Source organism: Streptomyces sp. NPDC086777, assembly GCF_040702065.1.
Lineage (GTDB): Bacteria > Actinomycetota > Actinomycetes > Streptomycetales > Streptomycetaceae > Streptomyces.
Window position 1 is genome coordinate 120,772 of the sequence record NZ_JBFBJI010000006.1, and the last position, 11,738, is coordinate 132,509.

Here is an 11,738-nt window from a genome sequence, read left to right on the forward strand (position 1 = left end):
AGCAGCGACGGCCCGCCCCGGTGCTTCGCCGGGTGCGGGCGCGTCGTGGTTGCTCGCGCAGTTCCCCGCGCCCCTCACGGGGCGCTTGTGAGGGGCGCTGCCTGAGGCCCCTGTAAGGGACGCTGGGGGTCCCCCCGGCCGAAGGCCGGGGGGAGGAACTGCGCGACCAGCCCCCATCGGCCCGCGGCTTCCCGACGACTCAAGCAGCCCCTACGCGCTACCGGTTGAGCTCGAACCAGACGACCTTGCCGGTGCTGAGCCGCGTCGCCCCCCACCGCCGTGCCAGCCGGTTCACCAGGTACAGCCCACGGCCGCCCTCGTCCGTCGCCCGGGCCTGCCGCAGCCGCGGCAGCTGGGGCACGTCGTCCCCGACCTCGCAGCGCAGCACATCGGTGCGCAGCAACCGCAACGTCACCGGCCGCGACGCGTACCGCACGGCGTTCGTCACGACCTCGCTGACCAGCAGCTCGACGGAGTCGGTCAGCTCCTCGAGGCCCCAGCGGGCCAGCGCCCGCCGCGCGAGCCGCCGGGCCCGCCCCGGCGCCGCGTCCTCCGGCTCCAGGAACCAGTACGCGACATCGCTCGGCGCGATCCCGTCGAACCGGGCCGCGAGCAGCGCGATGTCGTCGTCGCGGTCACCCGGCCCGAGCATGTCGAGCACCTCGTCGCACAGCGCCTCCAGCGGCGGCGGATGGTCCGGCCCCGTCAGCTGCGCCGTCGCGGCGAGCTTCTCGCGCAGCTGCTCTATGCCGGTCCACACGTCCCGCAGCCGGGACTCCACCAGACCGTCGGTGTACAGCAGCAGCGTCGCCCCGGCCGGCGCGTCCAGCTCCACCGCCTCGAAGTCGACCCCGCCGACGCCGATCGGCGCCCCGGCCGGCACCCGCAGCACCTCGGCGCGGCCGCCCAGGTGCAGCAGCACCGGCGGCGGATGACCGGCGTTGGCGATGGTGATGCGGTGCGACACCGGGTCGTAGACGGCGTACAGGCAGGTCGCCATCCGGTCGGAACCCAGCCGCTGGGCCTGCTCGTCCAGGTGGTGCAGGACCTCCTGCGGCGGCAGGTCGAGGCCCGCCAGCGTCTGCGCGGTCGTCCGCAGCTGGCCCATGATGGCCGCCGACGTCATCGAGTGGCCCATGACGTCGCCGACGACCAGCGCCACCCGGCTCCCGGGCAGCGGGATCGCGTCGTACCAGTCACCGCCCACCCGGGCCGTCTCGGCGGCCGGCAGGTAGCGGGACGCCAGCCGCACGCCCGTCGCGCTCGGCAGGTTCTCCGGCAGCATGGTCCGCTGCAGCTCGTCGGCGATGTAGGCCTCCCGGCCGTACAGCACCGCCTTGTCGATGCCGAGCGCGCTGTGCGTGGCCAGCTGGGCGGCGACCAGCAGGTCGTCGGCCTCGAACGCCAGCCGCTCCGGGCGGCGCAGGAACAGGGCCGCGCCGATCACCCGGCGCCGGCCGCGCAGCGGGGCGAGGATCGCGTGCTGGGCGCCGGGGACGTGCGACTCGTTGCCCTCGCCGAGGAGTTCGGGCAGCGCCGCGCGGGCCGCGGGGGAGTCGGCGAAAACCGGTCGTACGCCGCGCAGCACCTCGTTCAGCGCGCCGCCCGGCCGTACCTCGCACAGCTCCGCGGTGAGCGCGGCCAGGCCGATGTCGGCAGGATCCGGCTCCGGGACCGGGACCGGCAGGAAGCCGCCGTCGGTGTCGCGCTCCTCCGGGATCCGGTCGGTGCGGCGCAGCCGCAGCACCACCGGTCCGACGGGGCGCTCGTCGCCGACCGGCAGCGGGTCGCGCAGATAGACCAGGATCGCGTCCGAGAAGGTCGGCACGGTCGCCCGGCACAGCCCCATGACGATCTCGTCCAGGTCGATGCCCCGGGCGATCCGCCGGGTCGCGGCGCCCACGAAGCGCAGCCGGTCGCCGTCCCGCCGCATCGGCATCGGCCGGCCCGGCGGCAGCCCGCGTCCGGTTCGCCGCTCCTGCGCGCTCGCCACCCGCTCCGGCTCGGCGCCGGGCTGCGGCGGGATGCCCTCCGGGACGGGGCGCGGCCGGTGCGGATCGGGCTCAGCGCTGGTGGGCTGGGCGTGCTCGGGGCCGTTGACGGAGTGCTCCTCGGACGTGCTGGTACCGGGGCCGGAGGGCGTCTCGCCCGCCCGGGCCTGTGCCGGTAAGGCGGTGCCGCCGCGCGGACAGGGCTGGGGTTGTCCCTGCGGCTGCGGCTGCGGGGTATGCAGGAGCGCCCCGCGGGCCTCCGCGGGGTCGGCGCCCGGCTGTGGGCGCTCGTAGGAGGTGGGGTGCTCCGTCACGCGTGTCGAATCCGTCCGTCCGGGGCTGCGCGCCGAGCGCGCAGGTGGTCCCGCCGAAGTGCCGATACCCGGATTACGTGTCCCAGGAACGGGTTTTCGGCGTGGCTGGAGGCTGTTCCTGTGCCACCGGCGAACGGTCTGCGGCCCGCGCGCCGCTCGCCGGTGTTGCCCTCGTACCCCTCGCTCACGTCCTGCCGCCCCTCGGTGACGTTCGGTCAAGCCCGGCGCATGATCCGGGAGTTGTGCGCACGCTTCCTTGCGGAGGACGATCCTACGGTTGTGGACCGGGGGCGCATCAAGGGTCTCATGAGGACACGTGCGCGGTCGTACGGTCCCAGTCCTCGGGCAGTGACGGTACCGCCCAGGACGGGTCCGGGCGCCAGTGCTGCCAACCGGCCGAGAAGGGCGCCTCCCAGGCCTCCACGGTCCCCACCGCGGCCAGGCCCGCCGCCCGCACCGCCGCGGCCGTCTCCGCGTCCATCAGCCCGTCCCGCTGGGCCTGCGCGAACTCGTCCTCGTCGAGCCACCGCCAACTGCGGTCCGGGTGCACGGAGATGTCCAGAAAGTGGTCTTCGGAGTCCACTCCGCCGTTCCAGCGGGTCAGCGGCTGCTCCAGGTTGACGTACCAGTTCTTGAACTGCCAGCCCGGCTCCCAGAACAGCCACACCGACCAGGGCTGACCGGGCCGGGCCAGCTTCAGCACGCCGGTGCCGCGCCAGTGGCCGTGCGTGACGGACCTCGGCTTGGTGTAGCGGGACTCCAGCGGTTCCTCGCCGACCGACGAGCCGTCGGCGAGGACGGGCCTGACGCACTCGGTGCCGGGGGCCAGCCAGACGGCGAGCAGCTCCTCGTCGTCCCGGACGACGGTGACGGGCCGCGCGATGTGGAAGCCGTGCCCGGCGTTCTCCCGGTACCGCCACAGGATCTGGCTCCCGGGAGTCCAGAAACCGGTCCCGTCACCGGTCGCACCGCCCGTTTCCCCGCGCATCACGCGTCTCACCGCTCCACCGTCTGCCATGCACAGATATTAGGTGCCGTAGGCATACGACGCTGCGGCCGACGTCACGGTTCCGGCCGGGCGGCGCGAAACGTTCGCACCCGGTTACGGCCGTGTCATCCGCAGGACATCCAGCGCCTCGTCCAGCTGCCCGACGGTCAGATCGCCCTTCTCGACGTACCCGCCCTCGATGACCACCTGGCGGATCGTCTTACGTTCCGCGAGCGCCTTCTTGGCCACCTTGGCGGCCTCCTCGTACCCGATGTACTTGTTGAGCGGCGTGACCACGGACGGCGACGACTCGGCGTACTCCCGGGCCCGCTCCCGGTTCGCCGTGACTCCGTCCACGGTCCGGTCGGCGAGCAGTCGCGACACGTTGGCGAGCAGCCGGACGGACTCCAGCACGTTCTTCCCGATGACCGGCAGCATCACGTTGAGCTCGAAGTTACCGGCCGCGCCGGCCACGGCGATGGTCTGGTCGTTCCCGATGACCTGCGCGGCCACCATCAGCACGGCCTCGGGAATCACCGGGTTGACCTTCCCCGGCATGATCGAGGACCCCGGCTGCAGGTCCGGCAGCGCGATCTCGGCGAGCCCGGTGCGCGGCCCCGAGGACATCCACCGCAGGTCGTTGGCGATCTTCGTCAGCCCGACCGCGACGGTCCGCAGCTGCCCGCTGGTCTCCACGATCCCGTCCCGGGCGCCCTGCGCCTCGAAGTGGTTCCGGGCCTCCGTGAACGGCAGCCCGGTGACCCGCGCGACCTCCTCGATCACCGCGGCGGAGAACCCGGGCGGCGTGTTGATCCCGGTGCCCACCGCCGTCCCGCCGAGCGGCAGTTCCGCCAGCCGGGGCAGCGCGGCCCGCAGCCGCTCGACGCCGTACCGCACCTGTGCCGCGTATCCGCCGAATTCCTGCCCCAGCGTCACGGGCGTCGCGTCCATCAGGTGGGTGCGCCCCGACTTCACGACGTCGGCGAACTCCTCGGACTTGCGGGTGAGGGAGTCGGCGAGGTGCTCCAGGGCCGGAATCAGGTCACGGGTGACGGCGGCGGTGGCGGCGATGTGGATGGACGACGGGAACACGTCGTTGGAGGACTGCGAGGCGTTCACGTGGTCGTTCGGATGGACGTCCCGCCCCAGCCGCTCGGTCGCCAGCGTCGCGAGCACCTCGTTGGTGTTCATGTTCGACGAGGTGCCGGACCCGGTCTGGAACACGTCGACGGGGAAGTGCTCGTCCCACTTCCCCTCGGCGACCTCATCGGCCGCCTCCTGGATCGCCCGCGCGATGTCCTCGTCGACCACCCCCAGCTCGGCGTTCACCTTGGCCGCCGCGCCCTTGATGCGGGCCAGCGCCTCGATGTGCGCCCGCTCGATCCGCTGCCCGGAGACGGGGAAGTTCTCGACGGCCCGTTGCGTCTGGGCCCGCCACTTCGCGTGCGCGGGCACCCGGACCTCGCCCATGGAGTCGTGTTCGATGCGGTAGTCGCTCATGCCCTTGTCAGCGATCGGGAAGCGGTGGTTGTTCCGGGTGCCTGCTGCATTGGCACCACGGACGTCACCGGGTCGGGGGACTGCACCTCCGCTCACCGGGCGGGACATCGCGGACAAGTGTGACGATCACTCCAAGGCGGCAGGGCGATTCCCCGCCGTCACCACTGTTACCAGGAGGGTCACTCGATGAACTTCACTCCAAAGGGTCTGCTCGGCGCCCTGGCGGCGGTGTCCATAGGCACGGCGACCCTGCTGGGCGCGGGCGCCGGAACCGCCGCCGCCGGCGGTAGCGGCGGCGCCCACCGCGCCCACTGCGACCGCGCCGAACGGCCCGTCTGGAGCGGCGACCCCAGCCGCAACATGACGAGCCGCGGCTGCACCCTGCCGTCGAGCAAGCGCCCCTGGTACCGCGTCGCGATCGACGACCTTGCGCAGCCGTACCACACGACGGACTACGCGAACGGCCCGGTCGACCACACCGAGAAACTGCACGACGAAACCGTCCGGTGCATGGGCTACACCAAGGACCACGACACGGTGAACTGGTTCGGCTGCATCCCGGACTGACGGCCCGGGCCGGCCGGCCCGTCCGGCGTTCGCGGCCACAGGCCGGTTGCGGTGGCATCCGGCCTGTCCGGTTCTGGTGGCCGAAGGCCGGTCGCCATCGCATCGGGCCTGTCCGGTGCCGGTGGCCGGAGGCCGGTCGGTACCGGATCCAGGCCGTCCGGTGTGTGCCGACGACGACCGGCCCGCACCCCCACTCTCCAGCCCGTCCGGCGTTCGAGGACGAGGCCGGAGGCCGATGGGGGGTCCGGGGGCGGCAGCCCCCGGAACGGGCGGTCGCAGGGGGCCCACCCCCTGGCGGGACGGGACGGGTAGGGGCGGCGGGGGCGACATCCTCCCCCGCCGCACCGGCCGTACTACGCCAGCCCCGGCCCCCGGACCGGGATCGAGGTGAACGTCGGAGCCGGCGCCGGGTCCTGGAAGAAGTCGTTGCCCTTGTCGTCCACGACGACGAACGCGGGGAAGTCCTCGACCTCGATCTTCCAGACCGCCTCCATGCCGAGCTCCTCGTACTCGACGACCTCGACCTTCTTGATGCAGTCCTGGGCGAGCCGCGCGGCCGGCCCCCCGATGGAGCCGAGATAGAACCCGCCGTGCGCCTCGCACGCGTCGGTGACCTGCTTGCTGCGGTTCCCCTTGGCGAGCATCACCTTGGAGCCCCCGGCGGCCTGGAACTGCTCCACGTAGGAGTCCATGCGCCCGGCCGTCGTAGGACCGAAGGACCCGGAGGCGTACCCCTCGGGCGTCTTCGCGGGCCCCGCGTAGTACACCGGGTGGTCCTTCAGGTACTGCGGCATCTCCTCGCCCGCGTCCAGCCGCTCCTTGATCTTGGCGTGCGCGATGTCGCGCGCCACGACCAGCGGGCCGGTGAGCGAGAGCCGCGTCTTGACCGGGTACTTGGTCAGCTCGGCGAGGATCGTGTCCATCGGCTGGTTGAGGTCGATCCGCACCACGTCCGAGGAGTCGTCCAGGTGCTCGTCCGTCGTCTCCGGCAGGAACCGCGCCGGGTCCGTCTCCAGCTGCTCCAGGAACACGCCCTCGGCGGTGATCTTCGCGACCGCCTGCCGGTCGGCGGAGCAGGAGACCGCGATGGCGACCGGGCAGGACGCGCCGTGCCGCGGCAGCCGCACCACCCGCACGTCGTGGCAGAAGTACTTGCCGCCGAACTGCGCGCCGATGCCGATCTTCTGCGTCAGCTCGAAGACCTTCTGCTCCAGGTCCTTGTCCCGGAAGCCGTGCCCGAGCTCCGAGCCCTCGGCCGGGATCTCGTCGAGGTAGTGCGCGGAGGCGTACTTGGCGGTCTTCAGCGCGAACTCGGCGCTGGTGCCGCCCACCACGATCGCCAGGTGGTACGGCGGGCAGGCGGCCGTGCCGAGCGAACGGATCTTCTCCTCCAGGAACTTCATCATGGAGGCCTCGTTGAGCACGGCCTTCGTCTCCTGGTACAGGAACGACTTGTTGGCCGAGCCGCCGCCCTTCGCCATGAAGAGGAACTTGTAGGCGCCGCCGTCGGTGGCGTACAGCTCGATCTGGGCCGGCAGGTTCGACCCCGTGTTCTTCTCCTCCCACATGGTGAGCGGAGCCATCTGCGAGTAGCGCAGGTTGAGGTTCAGGTACGCGTCGTAGATGCCGCGGCTCAGCGCCGCCTCGTCGCCGCCCTCGGTCAGCACGTTCTGCCCGCGCTTGCCCATGACGATCGCCGTGCCGGTGTCCTGGCACATGGGCAGCACGCCGGCCGCCGCGATGTTCGCGTTCTTCAGCAGGTCGAGCGCGACGAACTTGTCGTTGCCCGACGCCTCGGGGTCGTCGACGATCCGGCGGAGCTGGGCGAGGTGGGCCGGGCGCAGGTAGTGCTGGATGTCGTGGATCGCCTCCTCGGCGAGCTTGCGCAGCGCCTCCGGCTCCACCTTGAGGAACGTCCGCCCGTCCGGTCCCTCGACGGTGGACACACCCTCCGAGGTCACCAGCCGGTACGGGGTGGTGTCCTCGCCCTGGGGGAGCAGATCGGTATACGCGAACTCAGGCATCTCAGCCCATTCCTCACTCTGACGGACGGCCGCCCGCCGACGCTGGCGGGCGCTGTCCAGCGTAGAACCTGCCGCCGACGGGGAGCCTGTGAGGTAAGGCTCAGTTCGGGAACCGTACGGGTTTTCCACAGGTCGCGACGAGGGGTAGTCGCGATCTATCGCGTTTCGGTACGCTGCTGCCGTGGACCTTCAGAAGCAGACCCCTCAGGAGCGGGCCGGAGCGCCGGTGGCCGAGCTGCGCGCCTCGGACGCCGACCGCGACCGCATCGCCGACATCCTGCGGGAGGCCCTCGCCGAGGGGCGCCTGACCGCGGACGAGCACGCCGAGCGCGTGGAGGGGGTGCTGAACGCCAAGACGGTGGGCGAGCTGGAGGTCTTCATACGGGACCTGCCCGCGGCCCACGCGCGCCCGGCCGCCCCCGCCTACACACCGGTGCCGCCGCGGCCGACGCCCGGCGCCATCCCCGTCGAGGCGGACAGCAACGTGGTCGCCGTCTTCAGCAGCGCCCGCCGCCGCGGCCGCTGGCGGGCCGGCCGCCGGCTGCACGCCTACGCGGTCTTCGGCTCCATCGAGCTGGACCTCACCGAGGCGATCTTCGAGTACCAGCAGGTCGTCATCAAGGCCGTCTCGGTCTTCGGTGACATCCAGATCCGCGTCCCGGAGAACGTGTCGCTGCGCGGCACCGGGGGCGGCGTGCTCGGCAACTTCGAGGCGGACACGCTGGATTCGGTCGACTCCGACGCGCCGGTCGTCTATGTCGACGGCTGGGCCGTCCTCGGCAACGTGGAGGCGCGGCCCAAGCGCGGAAAGCTCATCGCGGACATCCTGGACCGGGTTCAGGACAAGGTCGACCGGAAGTTGCGCAAACACCTGGACCGTTGACGGTCGCGAATCACTCCTGGCCCAGCGACCCCAGGGGTCGTGAACAAGCCTACGGGCTACGGCTGTTGAGAACGCTGTGCATAGGCCCGCGCACAGCGGGTAGGCCTTGCTGCATCGTCTCTCGCTCGCGAAGCCGTCGTCAGGAGTAGACCCGTGCTGCAACCGCCGCATTCGTCCCTGCAGGTAGCTGCCGTTCCGGCCCAGCGGGTGCCAGTGCGGGACAGGGACCAAGACGCACCCTGGCACACCGAGGCGGTGTGCCGGCGCGACGAGGCCGGCCTGTTCTTCGCACCCTCCAAGGAACCCACCGCCGCCCGGCTGTCCCGCGAGGAGGCGGCCAAGCGGGTCTGTGCCCGCTGCCCTGTGATGGTCGAGTGCCGCGAACACGCGCTGCTCCAGCCCGAGCCCTACGGTGTGTGGGGCGGCCTCACGGCGGCGGAGCGCCGCGTGGTCCTGGCCCGCCGCAGGCGCCGCGAGATGGAACTGAAGAAGGCGGCACGAGCGACGGCGGCGAGCCGCATAGCGCAGGCGGGCTGACAGAAGGCGCCCTCTCCGCACAGGGGGCGCCTTCCGGCTTGCCTCAGGGGCAGCGCGCCCGCAAGGGGCGCGGGAAACCGCCCGACCAGCCACAACGCACCCGCACTCGCCGGTGCGCCGCAGCCTCCGGCCGCGGCCGCGTCACTTCGGCCGGTCGAAATCCACCGTGCTGTACGCCCGCAGCTTGCGCAGCCGGTGCTCGGAGTCGATCCGCCGTACCGTCCCCGACTTCGAGCGCATCACGATGGACTCGGTCAGCGCGGTCTCCGACCGGTACCGCACCCCCCGCAGCAGCTCCCCGTCGGTGATCCCGGTCGCGACGAAGAACACGTTCTCCCCGGTCACCAGGTCCTCGGTGGTCAGGACCCGGTCCAGGTCGTGCCCGGCGTCGATCGCCCGCTGCCGTTCCTCGTCGTCCTTGGGCCACAGCTTGCCCTGGATGGTCCCGCCCAGGCACTTCACCGCGCAGGCCGAGATGATGCCCTCGGGCGTGCCGCCGATCCCGAGCAGCATGTCGACGCCCGTGCCCTCGCGCAGCGCGTAGATCGACCCGGCGACGTCACCGTCGGAGATCAGCTTGATGCGCGCGCCGGCCTCCCGGATCTCCTTGATGATCCCTTCGTGCCGTGGCCGGTCGAGGATGACGACGGTCACGTCCTCCGGGGTGGCCCGCTTCGCCTTGGCGACCCGCCGGATGTTGACGGAGACGGGCGCGTCGATGTCGACGAAGTCCGCCGCCTCCGGGCCCGTGACCAGCTTGTCCATGTAGAACACGGCGGACGGGTCGAACATGGCCCCGCGCTCGGCGGCGGCCAGTACGGCGATCGCGTTGGGCATGCCCTTGGCGGTCAGCGTCGTCCCGTCGATCGGGTCGACGGCGATGTCGACCTCGGGTCCGGTGCCGTCGCCGATGCGCTCGCCGTTGAAGAGCATCGGGGCCTCGTCCTTCTCGCCCTCGCCGATGACGACCACGCCGTTCATCGACACGGTGGAGACGAGGGTCCGCATCGCGCGCACCGCGGCGCCGTCGGCGCCGTTCTTGTCGCCGCGGCCGACCCAGCGTCCCGCGGCCATCGCGGCGGCCTCGGTCACCCGGACCAGCTCCAGGGCGAGGTTGCGGTCGGGGGCCTCGGAGGGAACATCGAGTTCGGACGGCAGATGATGATGATTCTCGGTCATCGGAGCGCACCTTTCTGATACGACGACGGCCGGATGAGGGTCGCCTGTCGACTCTATCGCCAGGCTGACAGAATGAGCAGGGGACCCCACGGATGAGCGCAGCGGGCACCTGCGACGATAGGGGGCGTGGCAGGCACGAACGGCAAGCAGAAGACGGTCCGGGACATGATTCTCTCCCTGGCCCTGATCGGCCTCGCGGCGGGCTTCATCTACCTGCTCGTCCCGCACGACGATCACGCTCCCGACATCCAGCGGGTCGACTACCGGGTCGAGCTGCTGACGGCACGGCGTGCGGCGAGCTACCCGGTGGCCGCACCGCAGGGCCTGCCCGGCGCCTGGAAGGCGACCTCGGTCCGCTTCCAGGGCGAGGCGGGGGACCGCTGGCACCTCGGCTACCAGACCCCTGACGGTCAGTACGTCCAGATCGAGCAGTCGACTCAGAAGCGCGCGGACTTCATCGACGACGCCAGCCAGGGTGCGTCGGCCACGAGGACGACCGAGAAGATCGGCGACCGCACCTGGACGCACTACACCGGCGGCCGCTACGACGCGCTGGTGCTGGACGGCACCACCGGCTCCACCACGGTCGTGGCCGGCACCGCCTCCTTCACCGAGCTGACGAAGATGGCGGCGGCCCTGAAGCTGTCCTGACGGACGGCGCGACGCGCACGCGAGAGGCCCCCGGCGCCGTTGCCGGGGGCCTCTGCGGTGTCTGCGGAGAGACGGTCCGCGGGGGGCTCAGACGGTCGTGACGACGTCGTCGTAGGCCAGGCGCGGGGAGCGCGGGAACCAGGCGTCCGGGCCCGGCTTGCCGATGTTGATGACCACGAACGGGGTGTGGTCGTCGTCCAGGAACTCCTTCTGGATGCCCGCGAAGTCGACACCGGTCATCGGGCCGGCGGCGAGACCGGCGGCGCGGATGCCGATGATGAAGTAGGCGGCCTGCAGGGCGGCGTTCAGGGCGGCGTTATTCTCACGGGCCTCGCGGCCGGCGCCGTCGAACATGGCCTTGGCGCCCTCGAAGTGCGGGAAGAGCTCCGGCAGCTCCTCGTGGAACTCGTTGTCCGCGGCGAGGATCGCGACCAGCGGGGCGGTGGCGGTCTTCTTCTGGTTGCCCTCGGCCATGTGCTGCACGAGGCGCTCGCGGGCCTCGGGGGAGCGGACCAGCACCACGCGCAGCGGCGACTGGTTCATGGAGGTCGGACCGTACTTGACCAGGTCGTAGATCGCCTGCACCTGCTCGTCGGTCACCGGCTCGTCGGTGAAGGTGTTGGCGGTGCGGGCCTCACGGAACAGCAGGTCCTGAGCGGCGGGGTCGAGAACGAGAGACATGGTTGAACTTCCTGGGGGTCGCATCGCGTTCAAATCCGGACCGTGGTCCGGATAGGCTGACGGCACGACGATACGCCAGGAAGGTTCAAGTTTCAACAAAGCCCCGGCCTCGCTCGGTGATCCGCCTCACACCGGCACCGCCGACGGCCCCGCGCTCAGCCCTCCGCGCCGGCCTCTTCCTCCTCGTCCTCCTCCTCGGCCAGTGCCGCGTCCAGCCGGGCCCGCGCTCCCTCCAGCCACCGCCGGCACACCCTGGCCAGCTCCTCGCCCCGCTCCCAGAGCGCCAGCGACTCCTCAAGGCTCGTCCCGCCGGCCTCCAGCCGCCGCACGGTCTCGATCAGCTCGTCCCGCGCCTGCTCGTAGGAGAGCGTCTCCTCGGCCCTGCCGCTCATGCACACACCTCTCTCATCCGCCCGTACGGCA

At 71.6% G+C, this 11,738-nt stretch carries 11 protein-coding genes; 4 read left to right on the plus strand and 7 right to left on the minus strand.

The features are described 5' to 3' along the window. Positions 1-217: 217 nt before the first annotated feature. The 3 genes from AB0472_RS11070 to AB0472_RS11080 form a co-directional block, all read right to left on the minus strand. Positions 218-2,305, minus strand: a complete 2,088-nt coding sequence (locus tag AB0472_RS11070) for a SpoIIE family protein phosphatase (protein WP_366355381.1) — start codon at positions 2,303-2,305, stop codon at positions 218-220. A gap of 304 nt (positions 2,306-2,609) precedes the next feature. Next, entirely contained in the window at positions 2,610-3,293 is a 684-nt protein-coding gene (locus AB0472_RS11075) for a DUF402 domain-containing protein (RefSeq protein ID WP_366355705.1), read from the minus strand. A 114-nt stretch (positions 3,294-3,407) separates the two neighbouring features. Further along, complete coding sequence (locus AB0472_RS11080) at positions 3,408-4,793, minus strand: class II fumarate hydratase (protein ID WP_366355382.1); 1,386 nt, start codon at positions 4,791-4,793, stop codon at positions 3,408-3,410. Between the two features lie 186 nt (positions 4,794-4,979). Here AB0472_RS11080 and AB0472_RS11085 point away from each other — a divergent pair, with 186 nt between their 5' ends. Continuing rightward, positions 4,980-5,360: a hypothetical protein gene (locus tag AB0472_RS11085; protein ID WP_366355384.1), complete on the plus strand. Its 381-nt coding sequence runs from the start codon at positions 4,980-4,982 to the stop codon at positions 5,358-5,360. 353 nt (positions 5,361-5,713) lie between these two features. Here the strand turns inward: AB0472_RS11085 and AB0472_RS11090 are convergent, their stop codons facing one another. After that, positions 5,714-7,384: a fumarate hydratase gene (locus AB0472_RS11090; RefSeq protein WP_366355385.1), complete on the minus strand. Its 1,671-nt coding sequence runs from the start codon at positions 7,382-7,384 to the stop codon at positions 5,714-5,716. Between the two features lie 181 nt (positions 7,385-7,565). Between AB0472_RS11090 and AB0472_RS11095 the strand changes: the two genes are divergently transcribed. Next, a complete protein-coding gene (locus AB0472_RS11095; protein WP_366355386.1) occupies positions 7,566-8,267 on the plus strand; it encodes a DUF1707 domain-containing protein in 702 nt (233 codons plus the stop codon). A 153-nt stretch (positions 8,268-8,420) separates the two neighbouring features. Then, positions 8,421-8,804, plus strand: a complete 384-nt coding sequence (locus AB0472_RS11100) for a WhiB family transcriptional regulator (protein ID WP_366355388.1) — start codon at positions 8,421-8,423, stop codon at positions 8,802-8,804. A 141-nt stretch (positions 8,805-8,945) separates the two neighbouring features. On the opposite strand, the gene glpX is transcribed toward AB0472_RS11100, so the two are convergent. Then, on the minus strand, positions 8,946-9,983 hold the full coding sequence (gene glpX, locus AB0472_RS11105) for a class II fructose-bisphosphatase (protein WP_093499329.1): 1,038 nt from the start codon (positions 9,981-9,983) through the stop codon (positions 8,946-8,948). A gap of 126 nt (positions 9,984-10,109) precedes the next feature. Here glpX and AB0472_RS11110 point away from each other — a divergent pair, with 126 nt between their 5' ends. Continuing rightward, entirely contained in the window at positions 10,110-10,634 is a 525-nt protein-coding gene (locus tag AB0472_RS11110; protein WP_366355390.1) for a DUF4245 domain-containing protein, read from the plus strand. A gap of 87 nt (positions 10,635-10,721) precedes the next feature. Here AB0472_RS11110 and AB0472_RS11115 read toward each other — a convergent pair whose 3' ends face one another. Continuing rightward, a complete protein-coding gene (locus tag AB0472_RS11115; RefSeq protein ID WP_366355391.1) occupies positions 10,722-11,315 on the minus strand; it encodes a malonic semialdehyde reductase in 594 nt (197 codons plus the stop codon). Positions 11,316-11,470: 155 nt separating this feature from the next. Next, positions 11,471-11,707, minus strand: a complete 237-nt coding sequence (locus AB0472_RS11120) for an exodeoxyribonuclease VII small subunit (RefSeq protein WP_366355392.1) — start codon at positions 11,705-11,707, stop codon at positions 11,471-11,473. Between the last annotated feature and the right edge of the window lie 31 nt (positions 11,708-11,738).

Bases quoted from the DNA above. Each gene is read 5' to 3' on its own strand.
- AB0472_RS11075 (WP_366355705.1), bottom strand. From the start codon at position 3,293: ATGCGCGGGGAAACGGGCGGTGCGACCGGTGACGGGACCGGTTTCTGG.
- AB0472_RS11080 (WP_366355382.1), bottom strand. From the start codon at position 4,793: ATGAGCGACTACCGCATCGAACACGACTCCATGGGCGAGGTCCGGGTG.
- AB0472_RS11085 (WP_366355384.1), top strand. From the start codon at position 4,980: ATGAACTTCACTCCAAAGGGTCTGCTCGGCGCCCTGGCGGCGGTGTCC.
- AB0472_RS11090 (WP_366355385.1), bottom strand. From the start codon at position 7,384: ATGCCTGAGTTCGCGTATACCGATCTGCTCCCCCAGGGCGAGGACACC.
- glpX (WP_093499329.1), bottom strand. From the start codon at position 9,983: ATGACCGAGAATCATCATCATCTGCCGTCCGAACTCGATGTTCCCTCC.
- AB0472_RS11115 (WP_366355391.1), bottom strand. From the start codon at position 11,315: ATGTCTCTCGTTCTCGACCCCGCCGCTCAGGACCTGCTGTTCCGTGAG.
- AB0472_RS11120 (WP_366355392.1), bottom strand. From the start codon at position 11,707: ATGAGCGGCAGGGCCGAGGAGACGCTCTCCTACGAGCAGGCGCGGGAC.